Source organism: Enterobacter sp. YSU (assembly GCF_016082135.1).
GTDB classification, from domain to species: domain Bacteria; phylum Pseudomonadota; class Gammaproteobacteria; order Enterobacterales; family Enterobacteriaceae; genus Enterobacter; species Enterobacter hormaechei_C.
The window spans coordinates 2,710,145-2,727,110 of sequence record NZ_CP059487.1 but is presented as its reverse complement, the minus strand read 5'-3'; the positions used below and the strand labels follow the sequence as shown (position 1 = coordinate 2,727,110).

The 16,966-nt window shown below is 55.4% G+C and carries 14 protein-coding genes; 3 read left to right on the top strand and 11 right to left on the bottom strand.

Features of this window, described 5'->3' with window-relative positions; translation table 11 throughout:
* Positions 1-53: 53 nt before the first annotated feature.
* From recC to rppH, 9 genes are all read right to left on the bottom strand, one after another.
* Positions 54-3,428, bottom strand: coding sequence for an exodeoxyribonuclease V subunit gamma (gene recC, locus H2Z33_RS13290; protein ID WP_063134868.1), 3,375 nt, complete (start codon positions 3,426-3,428; stop codon positions 54-56).
* Between the two features lie 12 nt (positions 3,429-3,440).
* Positions 3,441-3,764, bottom strand: a complete 324-nt coding sequence (locus H2Z33_RS13285; protein WP_023295356.1) for a prepilin-type N-terminal cleavage/methylation domain-containing protein — start codon at positions 3,762-3,764, stop codon at positions 3,441-3,443.
* Positions 3,749-4,147 carry a DUF2509 family protein gene (locus H2Z33_RS13280; protein WP_032671942.1) on the bottom strand — a complete coding sequence of 133 codons (399 nt, stop codon included), beginning with the start codon at positions 4,145-4,147 and terminating at the stop codon, positions 3,749-3,751. Before H2Z33_RS13280 ends, H2Z33_RS13285 begins: the two co-directional genes overlap by 16 nt.
* Positions 4,144-4,704, bottom strand: a complete 561-nt coding sequence (locus H2Z33_RS13275) for a prepilin peptidase-dependent protein (protein ID WP_015571748.1) — start codon at positions 4,702-4,704, stop codon at positions 4,144-4,146. Before H2Z33_RS13275 ends, H2Z33_RS13280 begins: the two co-directional genes overlap by 4 nt.
* The gene (locus tag H2Z33_RS13270; RefSeq protein ID WP_017692737.1) at positions 4,695-5,159 is read right to left on the bottom strand and encodes a prepilin peptidase-dependent protein; all 465 of its coding nucleotides are present in this window, start codon (positions 5,157-5,159) and stop codon (positions 4,695-4,697) included. Before H2Z33_RS13270 ends, H2Z33_RS13275 begins: the two co-directional genes overlap by 10 nt.
* A 184-nt stretch (positions 5,160-5,343) precedes the next feature.
* Positions 5,344-6,138, bottom strand: coding sequence for a thymidylate synthase (gene thyA / locus H2Z33_RS13265; RefSeq protein WP_015571751.1), 795 nt, complete (start codon positions 6,136-6,138; stop codon positions 5,344-5,346).
* Positions 6,139-6,144: 6 nt separating this feature from the next.
* Positions 6,145-7,020, bottom strand: a complete 876-nt coding sequence (lgt, locus tag H2Z33_RS13260; protein ID WP_003862787.1) for a prolipoprotein diacylglyceryl transferase — start codon at positions 7,018-7,020, stop codon at positions 6,145-6,147.
* A gap of 228 nt (positions 7,021-7,248) precedes the next feature.
* A complete protein-coding gene (gene ptsP / locus H2Z33_RS13255; protein ID WP_015571752.1) occupies positions 7,249-9,495 on the bottom strand; it encodes a phosphoenolpyruvate--protein phosphotransferase in 2,247 nt (748 codons plus the stop codon).
* A gap of 12 nt (positions 9,496-9,507) precedes the next feature.
* The gene (gene rppH / locus H2Z33_RS13250) at positions 9,508-10,038 is read right to left on the bottom strand and encodes an RNA pyrophosphohydrolase (RefSeq protein WP_003862791.1); all 531 of its coding nucleotides are present in this window, start codon (positions 10,036-10,038) and stop codon (positions 9,508-9,510) included.
* Between the two features lie 683 nt (positions 10,039-10,721).
* On the opposite strand from rppH, the gene mutH reads away from it, so the two are divergent.
* The 3 genes from mutH to H2Z33_RS13235 all read left to right on the top strand — a co-directional run bounded on the left by mutH (position 10,722) and on the right by H2Z33_RS13235 (position 12,934).
* On the top strand, positions 10,722-11,414 hold the full coding sequence (mutH, locus tag H2Z33_RS13245; RefSeq protein WP_033487604.1) for a DNA mismatch repair endonuclease MutH: 693 nt from the start codon (positions 10,722-10,724) through the stop codon (positions 11,412-11,414).
* A 128-nt stretch (positions 11,415-11,542) separates the two neighbouring features.
* Positions 11,543-11,761 carry a YgdI/YgdR family lipoprotein gene (locus H2Z33_RS13240; protein ID WP_003862794.1) on the top strand — a complete coding sequence of 73 codons (219 nt, stop codon included), beginning with the start codon at positions 11,543-11,545 and terminating at the stop codon, positions 11,759-11,761.
* 132 nt (positions 11,762-11,893) lie between these two features.
* On the top strand, positions 11,894-12,934 hold the full coding sequence (locus H2Z33_RS13235; RefSeq protein WP_015571754.1) for an NADP(H)-dependent aldo-keto reductase: 1,041 nt from the start codon (positions 11,894-11,896) through the stop codon (positions 12,932-12,934).
* Positions 12,935-13,027: 93 nt separating this feature from the next.
* Here H2Z33_RS13235 and lplT read toward each other — a convergent pair whose 3' ends face one another.
* Both lplT and aas read right to left on the bottom strand, forming a co-directional pair.
* Positions 13,028-14,221, bottom strand: coding sequence for a lysophospholipid transporter LplT (lplT, locus tag H2Z33_RS13230; RefSeq protein WP_003862801.1), 1,194 nt, complete (start codon positions 14,219-14,221; stop codon positions 13,028-13,030).
* Positions 14,214-16,373, bottom strand: coding sequence for a bifunctional acyl-ACP--phospholipid O-acyltransferase/long-chain-fatty-acid--ACP ligase (aas, locus tag H2Z33_RS13225; protein WP_033487605.1), 2,160 nt, complete (start codon positions 16,371-16,373; stop codon positions 14,214-14,216). Before aas ends, lplT begins: the two co-directional genes overlap by 8 nt.
* Between the last annotated feature and the right edge of the window lie 593 nt (positions 16,374-16,966).

Genomic DNA, 16,966 nt, shown 5'->3' with positions numbered 1-16,966 from the left:
TAAGAGGTGCATCATAAATGAACACCTCATACTGCGCAATTTTTATACAGCACTCAGGACTGATTAAATTTGAACAACGGTAACAGGTAGCGTTGCGCCTCCAGGGTGATAATGTCGAAATATTCTGGCTCCAGCGTTCGCCATAAACGTTGATACCAGACATCGTCACCTTCGCCACGTACCATCATGTTCCCTTCGTAGGCCTGCAAAAACTTGCTGCGCGCTTTCTGGAGCGAAGCCTCATCCGTTAACATGGCATCATTCTGCGCGTCGTAACAGGCTTTTATCCACGCCCCCCCACTTTCAGGCAGCAAAAGCAGAGGTTTGTTCATGCCCTGACGGTAACCTTCAATATAAAGCGACAGATACGTCAACGCCTGCTCAGGCTCCATCGGCGGGAAACGCCATTCGCCGTCCTTACGTACAAACAACCGGCTTTCACCTTCGTGACCACTCGCACTGTAGACAAGATGTTCGAGCCAGAGTTGCAGGCCATGTGAAACGCTGAGCATGGATGGCCGCCAGCGCAGCAGCCCGTCAGACTGCACGTGCGTGAGCCAGCCGCTGAGGTGCATACCGTTACAATCGAGATCGATTTCAATGCTGCTCGCCGGCTGCCGACACGCGATAACGCGGTCAGCAAGCGCTCGCATCTCCTCGCACTGGGCATCCCAGACGATTTCGCCGAATGCACCATACGGAAGTAATCCCGACGCCCTGTAACGTCGGAACAGTTTACTGGCGTCTTCTTCGTCAACCAGCGCATTCAGAAGCTGGGAATTAAGCTTAAAACGCTCCAGCCCATCAAGAATAAACGGTTCCGCATCGGGGATTTCGCTCTCTTCAGAGCGGAAATTCACCTGCAAGCGTTGCTGGAAAAAAGCCCGGACCGGGTGCGCCCAAAAACGCTGTAGCTGCTCAAACGAGAGGGTATCTATGACGCGCGGTTCGAGCGTCTGAATAAAATCGGTTTGCGGCGTCCCCGCTTTCTTCGCGGCGGGAAGCCACTCGCTGGCGTAGCTTTGCAGTTCATCAGGAACGTAATTGACAGGATCAAACGGCATACGGCTATGGTGACAGGTGATATGCGCTATCACCCGACGTTCGCTTTCGTCGCAGTTGCAGGCTTCATCGCCCGGCAGATAGTGACTCTGTCCGATGTAATCCACCAGCTCCTGCACCAGCACAGACGGGAAACGCTCGCTGTTGTCCTGAATTGAACGACCGATATAGCTGATATACAGCCTGCTTTGCGCAGACATCAGCGCCTCAAGAAAGAGATAACGGTCATCATCGCGGCGGCTGCGGTCGCCCCGCTTCGGTTGTGCGCTCATGAGATCAAAACCCAGAGGTGGAAGCGCACGCGGATAAATACCGTCGTTCATGCCAAGCAGACAGACCACTTTGAACGGGATTGAACGCATTGGCATCAGGGTACAAATATTCACCGGCCCCGCAAGGAAGCGCTGGCTGATGCGCTCCTGATCGAGACGTTGCGTCAGCTCATCACGCAGAAGCGAAAGGGGAACGGCCTCGTGATAGTGCGAATTAACCCCCTCATCAACGATGGCCTGCCACTGCTTCTCGATAAGCGCCATGGCCGCTTCAGTTTCGCTGTCCGGCAGGAAGAAATCACTCAGCATTTCGCGGCAAATCGGCAGCCACTCTTCGAGCGGGCGGGGCTGCATCAACGCACGGCGCCAGCGGTTGAGCTGCATAAGCAGCGAGGCTAAGTGACCAACCAGTTCCGCGATTAACCCACTGGACTCATCGTACGGCAGCACGTCATTCCATTCGCCGTGGATGCTCTCCATCGCATACCCCAGCAGCATGCGCGTCAGGCCAAACTGCCAGGTATGCTGGCCGGTCGCAGGGAGTTCGAACTCCTGGACGTTATCATCGTCGATACCCCAGCGGACACCGGATTCGTTGACCCACTGGCGCAGATAGCGCAACCCCTCTTCGTTAATGTTGAAACGTGCGGCCAGAACTGGCACATCCAGCAGTGCCAGCACATCCTCAGAGATAAACCGGCTATCAGGCAGCGAAAGCAGGCTGATAAAGGCCTGTAGCGCCGGGTGTGACTGACGAGCGCGACGGTCAGAGATTGCGTAGGGCAGATAGCGGTCGCCCGTTGCGCTGCCAAATACCGCCTGAATAAACGGGCTGTAGCTGTCGATATCCGCCACCATCACCACGATATCGCGCGGTGTCAGGGTTGGATCGTCCTGTAACATGGCCAGCAGGCGGTCATGAAGAATTTCAACTTCACGCTGTGGGCTGTGGCAAACGTGGATCGCGATACTGCGATCGTCAGGATCCAGTTTTCGCTTCTTGTCGCTTCGCGCAAACTCTTCGGCAGTGATCCCGGCAACGGCACGGTTTTCCAAATCCAGAATATCAAGCTGAATATTGTGCAGCAGGCTGTCCGGCGTAATATCCGCAAACGCATCCACATCCCCTTCTCCCGAGGAGGTGATTTCAGAAAGCAGATAAATATAGTCGCGTCCGAGCTTGCCCCACGAGGCAAGCAGCGGGTTCGGCAGGTTCTGAATCCCCTCTTCATCAAAAAGCTGCGCCGCATTTTCACTGTCTTTAAACAGCGGCACGGCGCGTTCCTCAAAGAGGCGTTTTCTCTGACGGGTGACCAGCCGTGATAGCCAGCGCGGATCCTGAATATCCCCCCAATAGTGCCGACACGGGTTGGTAAAGAGGATATGGATATCAGTGTGCTTACCGAGCGCTTTTAGCGCGTTCAGGTAGACAGGCGGCAGCGCGGAGATACCGCAAATGAACACGCGTGACGGCAAACGGGCTGGCCGTTCTGCGCTGTTCTCAAGTATTGAGATAAAGCGATCGTACAGGTTAGCACGGTGCCACTTAGGCTGACCGAGTTTCCCGGTATGCTCGACCAGCGCTTTCCAGAGCGGCGCCTGCCAGATTTGCGCTTCCGGTAACCCATCGACTAATTCTCCCGCTTCCCAGCGAATCAGCCATTCTGCACGGTAAAGCAGATACTGGTCATAAAGGTCGGCAGTACGTGAGGCAAGCTGGAAAAGTTTACGCTTGTCAGTGTCGTCATTCAGGTAGTGCCGCAGCATGGCAAACTCATCATGCGCCAGCATGTCCGGCAGCAGCGTCATCAGTTTCCAGGCCATACTTTGTTTGTTGAAGGCGCTCTGCTCAGGAATATCCGGCAGGACGCGAACAAACATCTCCCAGATAAAGCTCGCGGGCAGCGGAAAATCGATGTTCGCCGCAATGCCAAATTTCTGCGAAAGGGACATTTGCAGCCACTGCGCCATACCGGTGCTCTGCACCAGCACCATTTCTGGCTCAAACGGATCGTCAAGACGCTCTTGCTCAACGATATACTCCATCAGTGCTTCCAGCACATCCAGACGATTTGAGTGGTAAACCCTTAGCATAAACGCTCCCGACTAGCGGCTAACCGGGCAATGCAGACGCGTCAACGCGCCCTGCCGCCCCATAGGAGAAATAAGTGTGACCGTGATGCTGACACATCCGGACTGTGTTGTCTGCCCCCGACTGACCTGCCAGCCCGGCGGGAGCGTTAATGTTGAGATCTGCGACTGATTCCACGCATGATGCCATAGCTGACGATACTGGCTAAGCGCCGCATACCGGGCTGCCAGCGCGCGATGATAGCCGGATAACGCCATCACAACCACAACCAGCAACATCATTGCCAGCAAAACCTCAACCATGCTAAATCCTTTTTGTCTGCTCAGGGTAACTGACATAGCGTACTTTCCTTAAGGGGGCAGAAATCACTCCAGCCGTGGACGGAAAAGCGTATCTGCCCCTCCGAGATGTCCCCGCCTCGCCATAGCAATAGATTGTCATTGCCGGCAATAAGCAACACACGCGCCCCAAACAGCCTTATACAGACCCGCAAACGTTGTGTCTGTTTGCACTGAACCTCTGGCTGTAAAGCCCATTCCTGAACGCGCCCCCACTCCAGTGCAGATTGCACGGCAGCCTGCTGGCGAACAGACAAACTCTCGCCACTTACCAGCGTGCTAAAGGTTTGCAGCTGCTGATTTAATCCGGTGAGGATCAGCGTGCCGAGCACCAGTAATAGCAGGACCAGCGCCAGCGATGACATGCCCCGCTGACGATTCACAGATTAAACCCCGTTACGGTATGGCGAGCCGAAAAGGGTGCGGCCAGTTCACCTTTGCGGCGGGCACGCAGCTCGATACTGATGACCGGCGCGAAGCCATCATGATCGGTTTTAGTGACCATAAATTGCTCTATCAGGACCCGATCCGGGTCGGTGAGCTTATCCCATCCCTTACCGTCACAGGATGTGGCGCCCCGCAGCGTTTCAAGCGATCCGGACTCAAGCCGGAATCCCGTACTGTCGTTTTCTGACGCGGTGCTATCCCACTGGCCGTTGCTGTTCGCATCCCATAGCACAATCGCACATCGTCCTTGCCTGCCGATGATCATCCCCTGCCCCTGGCAATGCCCTGCACAATATCCTGCCCTCTGAAACTGTTTACCGATCGCGAACAGACGTTGCCAGACCTCATCCTCCAGCTCCTGCTGTCCGGATTGCAGTAAAACACCCCGCTGTAGCCCCGGTAAAAAACGTGACGTGCTGAGTAACAGAATGCTGCTTATCGTCATCGCAATAAGCACTTCCAGCAGGGAAAACCCTTTTCGATTTACTGGCATGCACCTTCTCCTGCGGCATTACACAGCCTGATACGTCCGCCATTTGAGACAATAACCCACCACCCACCAGCGCGGCTCTGCACGCGGATATGTCCGGCCCATGCGGTATCCCTTAAACCGTAAAATCCCAGCGCAGGGGTTATGTCGCTTATCGTGACCTCGGGCCACATCGGCTTCATCACGAACGGTCCGCCGCTGTCACAACCGGTCACCGCTGAACTGGCCAGACAGTTCTTTTCACCGTCGTTATACAGCGCGATCCTGTGCTCGCTGTTGTGACGGTTGGCGTCATTGCGCAAAAACACCAGGTAATCCCGCACCTGGCAGGCAGTTTGCCAAAGCCGCTGCCGCTGCTGCCAACTGTCCCAGCCATAGAGCCCTGTGGCGCTGAGGATCACTGTCAGCGAAACGGCGATAAGGGTTTCGATAAGCGTAAAGCCTTGTTCGTTTTTCATGGCGGGAGTGTGGCGGAATAGCAGAAACGGTACGAGCGTCAAACCAGAACTTTACGAGCCGCTTTCCGGAGATTTTCACCCGTTGCAACGCGTTGCATCATCTCTGGAAACAGGCTCGAAAAACAAAACGGGCGAGAAAAAAAACCGGCGCTAAAGAGCACCGGTTGTGTCAGGATTTGCCGTATCAGATGGCGACAGGAGCTTTAATGCCGGGATGCGGGTCGTAACCCTCAATCTCGAAATCATCAAAACGGTAATCGAAGATCGATTCCGGTTTACGTTTGATCACCAGCTTCGGCAATGCACGCGGTTCGCGGGTCAGCTGGAGATGCGTCTGTTCCATATGATTGCTGTAGAGGTGGGTATCACCGCCCGTCCAGACAAAATCGCCCACTTCAAGATCGCACTGCTGCGCCATCATGTGCACCAACAGCGCGTAGCTGGCGATGTTAAACGGCAAGCCGAGGAACACGTCGCAGGAGCGTTGATAGAGCTGGCAGGAGAGCTTGCCGTCCGCCACATAGAACTGGAAAAACGCGTGGCAAGGCGCCAGCGCCATTTTATCCAGTTCCCCCACGTTCCAGGCAGAGACAATGATACGGCGCGAGTCCGGGTCATTTTTCAGCTGGTTCATGACGGTCGTGATCTGGTCAATATGGCGGCCGTCCGGGGTAGGCCACGCGCGCCATTGCTTGCCGTAGACCGGCCCCAGGTCGCCGTTCTCATCTGCCCACTCGTCCCAGATGGAGACATTGTTTTCATGCAGATAAGCAACGTTGGTATCGCCTTGCAGGAACCAGAGCAGTTCATGAATGATCGAGCGCAGATGGCAGCGCTTCGTTGTCACCAGAGGAAAGCCTTCTTGCAGATTGAAGCGCATCTGGTGGCCAAAAATGGAGAGCGTACCGGTGCCGGTACGGTCGTTTTTCGGCGTGCCCTCGTCGAGCACTTTTTTCATCAATTCAAGATACTGTTTCATGATTCCTCAGGAAAGTTGTTGCTGTGGACGACGACGATACGCCCAAATCATCATAATGGCACCCGCGACAATCATCGGGATGGAGAGGATCTGCCCCATGCTGATGTACTGTACCCATTCCCCGGTAAACTGCGCATCCGGCTGGCGGAAGAACTCGACGATGATACGAAACGCGCCGTAGCCAATCAGGAACAGACCGGAGACAGCCCCCATTGGGCGCGGTTTGCGGATATACAGATTCAGGATGATGAACAGCACCACGCCTTCCAGCGCCAGCTCATAGAGCTGTGACATATGGCGCGGCAGAACGCCGTAGGTATCGAAAATGGACTGCCACTCAGGATGCGAAGGCAGCAGCGCGATGTCCTCCGCGCGGGAACCCGGGAACAGCATGGTAAACGGCACGCTCGGATCGACACGCCCCCACAGTTCACCGTTGATGAAGTTGCCCAAACGCCCTGCGCCCAGCCCAAACGGGATTAACGGCGCAATAAAATCAGCCACCTGGAAGAAGTTGCGTTTGGTGCGTCTGGCGAAGATCACCATGACCAGGATCACACCAATCAGCCCGCCGTGGAAAGACATGCCACCGTCCCAGACGCGGAACAGATAGAGCGGGTCGTTCAGGAATACCGGGAAATTATAGAACAGGACATAACCGATGCGACCGCCCAGGAACACGCCGAGGAAGCCGGCATAAAGCAGGTTTTCCACTTCGTTCTTCGTCCAGCCGCTGCCTGGACGACTGGCGCGACGGCCAGCAAGCCACATGGCAAAGACGAAGCCCACCAGGTACATCAGACCGTACCAGTGCAGCGCTACAGGTCCTATTGAGAAAATAACCGGATCGAATTCCGGAAAATGCAGATAACCACTGTTCATCTGTCACCACAAGATGTTGTTATTCCGCTGAAAGTGGACAGCGGGTGAATTGCATTCCCGCCGTTGGCAGGTGCTCCAAAGTTGCGAATCATAGCATAAGGCAGGCGTGGAGGATGCGCCTGAGATGTAAAAGATGTGTATAGGGTTTCATGCGCGCTGTTCCCCCTCACCCCATCCCTCTCCCTCAAGGGAGAGGGGGTCGTCGGAGCCGTCATTATTTTGTGGGGATCAGCGGCCGCCCCGGATCAAACCGCCCATGCCGCGTCGCTCCATAAACGCAGCCACCTGATGGCGCACTTCGGCTGCCAGCTGTGCTTCCAGGCTACGCGCGGCCAGTTCGCGCGCCTCATCTTGTTCGATGTGACGTAACAGGTATTTCACACGCGCAACGGAACGTCCGTTCATTGACAGGTGACGGAAACCGAGACCAATCAGGATCGCCACGCACATCGGATCGCCGGCCATTTCACCGCACAGGCGCAGGTCGATATTATGCTGCTCGGCTTCGCGGGCGATCATCGCCAGGGCACGAAGCATCGCCGGATGCAGGCTGTCGTAGATGCTGGCAACGCGCGTATTGTTGCGATCGACTGCCAGAATGTATTGCGTTAAGTCGTTGGTGCCAACGGAGATAAAATCAACGCGGGTCGCCAGCTGCGGCAACATAAAGACCATCGAAGGCACTTCAAGCATCACGCCAATACGGGGTTTAGGGATCGCATAGCCGATCATCTCTTCCACTTCGCGCCCTGCACGTTCTATCAACCGCCGCGCTTCGTCGATCTCGTCAATACTGGTGACCATCGGCAGCAAAATGCTGAGATTCCCCGTGGCCGCGTTGGCACGCAGCATCGCACGAACCTGGATAAGGAAGATTTCCGGCTGATCGAGGGTTATGCGGATCCCACGCCAGCCGAGGCAGGGATTCTCTTCACTGATGGGCATATAGGGCAGTTGCTTATCCGCGCCGACGTCCAGGGTGCGCAACGTGACGGGTTTGTCGTTAAACATCTGCAACATGCCCTGATACTGCGCCACCTGCTCCTCTTCTGACGGGAAGCCGCTTTGCAGCATAAACGGTATTTCGGTGCGGTAGAGGCCGATGCCATCGATGCGGCTGCCGAGCTTCTCTTCATGCTCAGGGCTTAAGCCAGCATTGAGCATCACCTTCACACGCTCACCGCTCTTGAGCTGCGCGGGCAGGTTGACGTCATCTTCCGCCAGCTTGCTTAATTCATTCTCTTCGCTGATAAGACGCTGGTACTCCTGAAGGAGAACCGGCTCAGGATCCACCAGCAACTCACCGCGGTATCCGTCCACCACCAGCGTACGGCGGTGCAGTACGGAGGGCTGAATATCCGCCCCCATCACGGTCGGAATACCGAGCGCGCGCACCATAATGGCGGCATGGGAGTTAGCTGCGCCATCGCGCACCACTACGCCCGCCAGCCTGTCCTGCGGTAATTCCGCCAGCGTCGTCGCCGAGAGTTCATCGGCCACCAGTACAAACCGGCTCGGCCAGGCATTCGCCCCCTGAATAGTATCATCAAGGTGGAACAGCAGACGTTGCCCAAGCGCGCGTAAATCGCCGGCGCGCTCTTTCAGATAACCGTCAGTCAGCACCGCAAACTGCTCGGCAAATTTTTCAATGACCTTTTTAACCGCCCACTCTGCCACCGAACCTTTATCGACCTCGGCAAATAACTCACGACGCAAACGCGCATCGGAAAGCAGGTGTGAGTAGAGGTCGAAAATGGCCGCCGTCTCTTTTTGAGCGCCAGCGGCAAAGCGTTTGCTGTAGCGACGAAACTCATTCGCCGCCTCTTCCAGCGCAGCGGTAAGCCGTTCGCGCTCAAGCGCTTCATCCAGCGTCGAGGCTTCATAGACCTGCTCCATCAGGGGGAGCGTGGCATCCATCCAGCCTTCGGCAATCGCGACGCCCGGCGAGGCCGGAAGCGCGCGGATGCGGGTATGACGATACTGCCCAAAAAGGGCTGCCAGCTGAGACTGGGAGAGGATCGCAGCCATCTGCGTTGCCAGCGTGACGAGGAAAGACTCCTCGCTTTCGTCGTACTGACGCAACTCTCGCTGCTGGACAACAAGCACGCCAAGCAGTTGACGACGCTGAATAATCGGCACGCCAAGGAAAGCGCGGAACCGCTCCTCTTTGACGGAAGGGATATATTTGAAGCTGGGATGTTTTTGCGCATCGGCAAGGTTGATTGGCTCCGCCAGTCGCCCGACCAGGCCAACAATACCTTCATCAAACGCGAGCGTGACGGTACGTCCCCGTGGTTTTTTTAAACCGCGGGTTGCCATCAGGTAGTAGCAACGTCGGTCATGGTCGGCCAGGTAGACCGAACAGACCTCGGTTTCCATCGCAAGACAGATGTCCGTCACCAGAATATTCAGCGCCTCGTTGAGGCGAGGCGCACTGGCAACCTTTTCAACTATTTCTCGCAAGCGGGTGAGCATGATTTGCGTAGCTTAACCTCTTTTACGTCGCCAGGCAGGTGCGCTCTGTGGCTTCGGAGGCGTCTCCTGAAGCTGCATCACGACACTTGCGAACTCTTTCATCACCCTACGATATACATCGCGCTTAAATGACACGACCTGACGAACCGGATACCAGTAGCTTACCCAGCGCCAGCCATCAAACTCTGGCGTGCTGCTGGTTTGCATATTGATATCTGAATCGTTGCCCACCAACTGCAAAAGAAACCACTTCTGTTTCTGGCCGATACAAACCGGCTTTGTGTCCCAACGCACCAAACGTTTCGGTAACTTGTAACGCAACCAGTTGCGGGTCGAAGCCAGGATGCGAACATCTTTTCGGCTTAAACCAACCTCTTCAAACAGCTCCCGGTACATCGCTTGTTCTGGGGACTCTCCGGGATTGATCCCGCCTTGCGGGAACTGCCAGGAGTGCTGACCATATCGCCGGGCCCACATCACCTGGCCCTGACGATTACAAATTACTATTCCTACGTTTGGGCGGTAGCCATCGTCATCAATCACCGGACTACCCCAAACTAAATCTGATATATGAATGATTGTTTCACACTACAGGGAGGCGGTAAACCACTCTCTTACAGGCCTGCAACCTAATAACATTTGAATAACTCACAATTTAGTGCGGAGTTATAAACAGATGCGGCCGACAGAGACCATTTTTATTCACCTTTTCTGTGGATATAGTTGTGAAGAAGTGCGGAATTACCGATGAACAACCTTGTAGCCCGACGAGCCGCCAATTTACCCCGCTTATAATAAATCATTTAAATTCATATGATTATATTGAAATTAAGGGTATCCAGTGCGATAAACGTGACGATCATCACATCAAAGATCCTCCTGCTGATGAAAGATCGAACAGCGTCGGTTTTATCCACAGTTTGTGCCAATAAGTTAGGCACAATTTGTGTGAAAATTCGATTTTCATCGCACGTCAAGGCTGTAAATTGAAACAGTAGTGGCAGTTATTCCCAGTTATCCCATTTTTCTGTGGATAACATGGTGTAAGATCCTGTTTATTGTCAGTGACCAGAATTGCACAACCTGTTTTTTAGCCGCCGCGGGACGGATTATATTCTAAAAAAGATGATATAAATCATCCACATGGAATAGGTGCACAGAAAAAGGTAAACTCTGTCCACAAGGGATAAAATATCAGCTCATTTTTTAATCAAAAGGTCGTTAGCATGCAATCTCTCGCCCCACTGCTCTCTCCTCCCGTCAGTGAAGCCCAGTTGCTCCAGCAGGCACAACGCCTGGCAGGCTATTCACTGGGCGAGCTGGCCGTGATGGCGGGGTTGACGATACCTAACGATCTAAAGCGTGATAAGGGCTGGATCGGCGTGTTGCTGGAACGCTGGCTGGGCGCAAGCGCGGGCAGTAAACCCGAGCAAGATTTTGCGGCGCTGGGGGTGGAACTGAAGACGATCCCCATCGATAGCCAGGGGCGGCCGCTGGAAACCACCTTTGTCTGCGTTGCGCCGCTCACGGGTAACAGCGGAGTGACATGGGAAACCAGCCACGTCAGGCATAAGCTGAAGCGGGTGTTGTGGGTACCCGTTGAGGGCGACAGGCAGATCCCGCTGGCTGAGCGTCGCGTTGGCGCCCCGCTGCTCTGGAGCCCGAATGAAGAAGAGGAGAGACAGCTTTCCCAGGACTGGGAAGAGCTGATGGACATGATTGTGCTGGGACAGGTTGAGCGTATCACCGCCCGGCATGGCGAAGTGCTGCAACTTCGTCCCAAAGCCGCCAACAGCAAAGCGCTCACTGAAGCGGTAGGCGCACAGGGCGAACCGATCCTGACGCTGCCGCGCGGTTTCTATCTTAAAAAGAATTTCACCGGGGCGCTGCTGGCACGCCACTTCCTGTTGAAAACATAGTTTTTTACCAATTTTGCGCTCCGGCTAACATAATCTCCTCCTTTTTAAGATTTCCCCCCTTTCACCTGTCGTAATATCAGGTTATTACTACACTATGATTTGATACGAGCCAGGTGAGGATGAGAACGATGAAAAAATGGGCAGTAATTATCTCAGCAGTCGGTTTAGCGTTTGCGGTATCGGGTTGCAGCAGCGACTATGTCATGTCAACGAAAGATGGTCGTATGATCCTGACCGATGGCAAACCCGAAGTCGACGACGATACCGGTCTGGTGAGTTACCGCGATCGCGAAGGCAATCAAATGCAGATTAATCGCGACGAAGTCTCCCAGATCATCGAGCGTTAAACAGATAAAGGTCAGTAGCTTGCTGGCCTTTTTGATTTTTTCCTTCCCCTTTTGCCTTCCCTCTGCCATGTTTATATTCCTTTGTCGGGAGGTTCCTGACGCAGTCTGTATGTCAAAAAAAGGAAACCGGCTATGCATTATCACCGTATCCCCCACAGCGCTCTGGAGATCAGCCAACTGGGGTTGGGCACCATGACATTTGGTGAACAAAACAGCGAAGCCGATGCCCATGCACAACTCGATTACGCCGTCAGCCAGGGCATTAACCTGATTGACGTGGCGGAGATGTACCCCGTTCCTCCCCGCCCGGAAACACAAGGTCTTACTGAAACGTATGTCGGCAACTGGCTGGCGAAACGCGGCAATCGCGAAAAGCTGGTCATCGCCTCCAAAGTCAGCGGCCCTTCCCGTAATAACGATGCCGGGATCCGCCCTAACCAGATCCTTGATCGCAAGAATATCCGTGCCGCGCTGGATGCCAGCCTCAAGCGCCTGCAAACCGACTATCTCGATCTTTATCAGGTGCACTGGCCGCAGCGTCCGACGAACTGCTTCGGTAAGCTTGGCTACACCTGGAACGAAAGTGCTCCGGCAGTTACCCTGCTGGAAACGCTGGAAGCGCTCACGGAGTGCCAGCGGGCGGGTAAGATCCGCTACATTGGCGTTTCCAACGAGACTGCGTTTGGCGTGATGCGCTATCTGCATCTGGCTGATAAACACGACCTGCCGCGCATCGTGACCATTCAGAACCCGTACAGCCTGCTGAACCGCAGTTATGAAGTAGGTCTGGCGGAGGTGACGCAGTACGAAGAGGTGGAGCTGCTCGCCTACTCTTGCCTGGGCTTCGGTACCCTGACGGGCAAATACCTGAACGGCGCGAAACCGGCTGGCGCGCGTAACACCCTTTTCAGCCGCTTCACCCGCTATAGCGGCGAGCAGACGCAAAAAGCCGTTGCGGCCTACGTGGATATCGCGAAACGCCACGGACTCGATCCGGCGCAGATGGCGCTGGCCTTCGTGCGTCGTCAGCCGTTTGTGGCGAGTACCCTGCTCGGCGCAACGACGATGGATCAGTTGAAAACCAATATTGAGAGTTTCCATCTGAACCTGAGTGAAGAGGTATTAGCGGAGATTGAAGCGGTGCATCAGGTTTATACCTACCCGGCACCGTAATAAAAGCAAAACGGCAACGTGCGTTGCCGTTTTTAGGGTTTTCACCCTCTCCCCGTGGGAGAGGGCCGGGGTGAGGGCATCAGGCCGCACAATTCAACGACGACGCTGCCAGACCCACAGACCGCTAATCGCCAGCGCGAACAGCGCGCCGAATCCTACCCCGATTGCCACGACCGGCGCACCTGCTTTTACCGCCAGCGAGTAAATCCCCAGCATCAGTAACATCGCCATGTTTTCACCAAGGTTTTGCACCGCAATGGCGTTACCCGCTCCAACGGTCTGCTTGCCGCGCTCCTGCAACAGCGCGTTTAGCGGCACCACAAAGAAACCGCCTAACATGCCGATCAGCAACAGCAGGGCATAGGCAGGCAATAGGGCATGTTGCAGGGAGAAGAACAGAACGCCGACGCCAATCAGGATCCCCGCAGGCATGCAGCGCGCGACGGTTTCCAGCGTCACCAGTTTTGCCGCAGCCCCGGCCCCGACAACAATCCCGACGGCGACCATGGCATTCAGATAAGTCGGCGTGGCGTTGTCAGTAATGCCCAGCGCCACCGGCACCCACAGCACCAGCAGGAAACGCAGCGTAACGCCGGCCCCCCAGAACATGCTGGTGCCCATCAGCGAGAAGCGTGTTTCACCGTTACGCCACAGTACGCGGCAGGCGTTGAAGAAGCTGCCGGTCATTGGCCCGAAGCGCCAGGATTGCCCCGGACGCGCCACGGCCAGTTTGGGGATAAACAGGTTGGCGATCACCGCGCCACCGTACATCAGGGCGCAGATGCCAAGCGCGGCGAGCACATGCCAGTCTGCCAGTACGCCACCCGCCACCGAACCCAGCAGAATAGCCGCAATGGTGGAGGACTCCATCAGGCCGTTGGCCTTCACCAGCTTATCACCGGTGGTGAGCTCACCCAGAATACCGTACTTCGCCGGGGAGTAGGCTGCCGCACCAATGCCCACCAGCGTGTAGCCGACAAACGGGTTGATACCAAAGCAGATACTTGCCGCGCCCAGAAGCTTAAGGCTGTTGGCAAACATCATGACCCGACCTTTCGGGAAGCTGTCCGCCACCTGGCCGACAAACGGCGCAAATACGATGTAAGCACCCACAAACACCATCTGTAGGATCGGCTGGCTCCAGTCGGGATAAAACTCAGCTTTCAGCAATGCCAGCGTGGCAAACAGCAACGCGTTATCGCCGAACGCGGAAAGAAACTGGGCGGCGATAACCGCCATCATGCCTTTCGACCAGATTGAAGTGTTAGTGTGCACTGACTCACGCATTTTGCTGTTCTGCCTCTTCAACCATGCCCTTCAGGGTCACGAAATCGGGTTTACCGCTGCCCAGCACCGGTAACTGTTTGAGGTAACGAATATCGCGGGGGACCGCTAGCTCGGGGATACCGTGTTCGCGTGCATACCTGAGCAGCGCATCACGCTTCAGTTCACCGTCTGTCGTGAAGAGCACCAGCGCCTCGCCTTTACTGGCATCACTTTTCACCACGGTCGCATGCATTTTCTCCGCCGAGACTGCGGTCGCCAGCGTTTCGACCATTTCAAGAGAGACCATTTCCCCGGCGATTTTGGCGAAGCGTTTTGCACGTCCCTGGATCTGCACGAAGCCCTGATCGTCGAAGCGCACGATATCGCCCGTGTCGTACCAGCCCGTTTCAACCTCGCCATTGACGTTCTCGGCCGTCGGCGCCTCAAGCACGCCCGGGTTTTCCACACGCAGATAGCCGTTCATGACGTTCGGCCCTTTCAGCTGAAGACGTCCGCCGTCTTCAATACCCGGCACCGCCAGCAGACGTGCGTCCAGCCCCGGCAGAATGCGGCCAACCGTTCCCGGTTTTGCCGCCATCGGAACGTTGATGGAGACCACCGGCGCGCACTCCGTCACGCCATAGCCTTCCAGAATGCGCAGGCCAAACTTGTCCTGCCAGATCTGGCGCGTGCTGTCCTGGAGTTTTTCCGCGCCCGCCACCACGTAGCGTACGCGGAAGAAATCATACGGGTTGGCGAAGCGCGCGTAGTTACCGAGGAAGGTGGACGTCCCGAACAGCACCGTGCAGTTACGGTCATAAACCAGTTCCGGCACAATGCGGTAGTGCAGCGGGCTTGGGTAGAGGAACACCTCGGCACCGGTCAGCAGCGGCGTAAAGAGACCCACGGTCAGACCAAATGAGTGGAACAGCGGCAGCGCCGACATAAAGCGATCGTTGGCGGTAAAGTCAGCAATAGTTTTAATCTGTTCGACGTTCGCCAGAATGCTTTTGTGGCTGTGAACCACACCTTTCGGGTTACCTTCAGAGCCAGAGGTAAAGAGGATAATGGCATCATCTTCCGGCTGCTGCTTAACCTGCGCCAGACGCGGCATCAGCAGGTGCGCGAAAATCCACAGCTTGTCAGCGGTCGTGACGTCTGCTTTCAGATCTTCCAGGAACACCCAGCGCACCTGCGTCAGCTGTTCCGGCAGGTGCCACAGCTTGCCTTTATCCAGGAACTGGCGGGAGGTAAAGATGGTGTTGATTTGTGCTGCGGTAATCGCGCTGGAGAGCCCTTTCACGCCCGCCGTGTAGTTCATCATCGCCGGAATGCGGCCCCGGGAGACGGCACCAAAGATTACCGCCGCGCTGATACCCGCGTTTGGCAGCATCAGGCCGATCTTTTCGCCCTGTTTGCTGTACTTTTCCAGAATACGCCCGACAAACAGCGTTTTGGTCAACAGCTTACGGTAGGTATCCGGCGTAAAACTGATGTCTTCGATGCAGTTTTTCTTCGCACCGTAGCGATACTGCGCCGACAGCAACGATTCATACAGCGTTTCGCGCGGGCGAACGGCCATGCGCGCTTCCATCATAATCTGGTGCAGCATTTCCCCGGCGATTTTACGGCGGTCGCGCGCGCGCGGCGCCTCGGGCATCGGCAGTGACGTCGGCGGTAATATATGCAGGGTAATTTTCGGGAACAGACGCTGCTTCACCAGCCCTTTCAGACGGCTGAAAAAGGTCAGCTCAGCCCCGTCGATGCGTAGCGGCACGACGGTGGCCTGAGACTTCGCCGCGACAAAACCGGCCCCGTCGTAAATTTTCATCAGGGAGCCCGTCACTGAAATACGCCCTTCCGGGAAGATAACCACCGGGCGCCCCTGCCCAACCAGACGCACCAGATGTTTAATCATCATCGGTTTGGTTGGGTCGAGCGGGACAAAATCAATCAGCGGTTTGAGCCAGCGCATGTACCATTTTTCACTGATGGAGCTGTAAACCGCGAAGACGGGGCGCACGGGCAAAAACAGCGCCAGCAATACGCCATCAAGAAAAGAGACGTGATTCGGTGTGATAAGCACACGCTCGCCATAGAGTGCCTGCGTATCGCCAGTCACGCGGATGCGAAACAGGACACGAAACAGTGTGCGGAAGAACCCAAAAAGCATTTCAACTCCCTTTGCCAGCCAGTGTGGAAGGTATAAATGGTGGCAGATTACACGAGAAGTAGTGAGGGAGCGATAGCAAAAACAGAGGCGAAAAAAAACCTGCGCATCCGCGCAGGTTGGTGCAAGAGAAGAGTACGAAAACGTACCAGGAATTCTCACCAATCAATACCTCTGGGATCTTGATTGTGGCCTCCGGCGACAGGCTTCGCCAGCGGGAAAACGCAAGGGAATGAGCCGAAGTGCAACCAGGTGTGAATATTCTCTTTTGCTGTTACAGGTTGAACTTACAGGCAAAAAAAAACCTGCGTAAAACGCAGGTTGGTGTAAATCGTGTTAATCAACCGAAGTTGATTCCACCTATCAATACCTCTGGGATCTCGACTCTAGCAATTCACTACGCATCGTTGCTAACGGACAATCGCAACAGCCTGAGGCAAAGTGTAACTAAAGGTTCAGATTGACATTATTCAGACATGACTGGCCGTGTAACGATTACACCGTGAGGGATGTTCTGCTTCACGTTTGCAGAGGACGCCCACCCGCTCCCCTTGAATGCGCGCTGCTTTTCCGCAACACTAGTTAGTGTGTAAACG

Excerpts from the sequence above, each read along its gene's own strand:
- recC (WP_063134868.1), bottom strand. The coding sequence starts at position 3,428 with ATGCTAAGGGTTTACCACTCAAATCGTCTGGATGTGCTGGAAGCACTG.
- H2Z33_RS13285 (WP_023295356.1), bottom strand. The coding sequence starts at position 3,764 with ATGTCAGTTACCCTGAGCAGACAAAAAGGATTTAGCATGGTTGAGGTT.
- H2Z33_RS13275 (WP_015571748.1), bottom strand. The coding sequence starts at position 4,704 with ATGCCAGTAAATCGAAAAGGGTTTTCCCTGCTGGAAGTGCTTATTGCG.
- H2Z33_RS13270 (WP_017692737.1), bottom strand. The coding sequence starts at position 5,159 with ATGAAAAACGAACAAGGCTTTACGCTTATCGAAACCCTTATCGCCGTT.
- thyA (WP_015571751.1), bottom strand. The coding sequence starts at position 6,138 with ATGAAACAGTATCTTGAATTGATGAAAAAAGTGCTCGACGAGGGCACG.
- lgt (WP_003862787.1), bottom strand. The coding sequence starts at position 7,020 with ATGAACAGTGGTTATCTGCATTTTCCGGAATTCGATCCGGTTATTTTC.
- ptsP (WP_015571752.1), bottom strand. The coding sequence starts at position 9,495 with ATGCTCACCCGCTTGCGAGAAATAGTTGAAAAGGTTGCCAGTGCGCCT.
- mutH (WP_033487604.1), top strand. The coding sequence starts at position 10,722 with ATGCAATCTCTCGCCCCACTGCTCTCTCCTCCCGTCAGTGAAGCCCAG.
- H2Z33_RS13240 (WP_003862794.1), top strand. The coding sequence starts at position 11,543 with ATGAAAAAATGGGCAGTAATTATCTCAGCAGTCGGTTTAGCGTTTGCG.
- H2Z33_RS13235 (WP_015571754.1), top strand. The coding sequence starts at position 11,894 with ATGCATTATCACCGTATCCCCCACAGCGCTCTGGAGATCAGCCAACTG.
- lplT (WP_003862801.1), bottom strand. The coding sequence starts at position 14,221 with ATGCGTGAGTCAGTGCACACTAACACTTCAATCTGGTCGAAAGGCATG.
- aas (WP_033487605.1), bottom strand. The coding sequence starts at position 16,373 with ATGCTTTTTGGGTTCTTCCGCACACTGTTTCGTGTCCTGTTTCGCATC.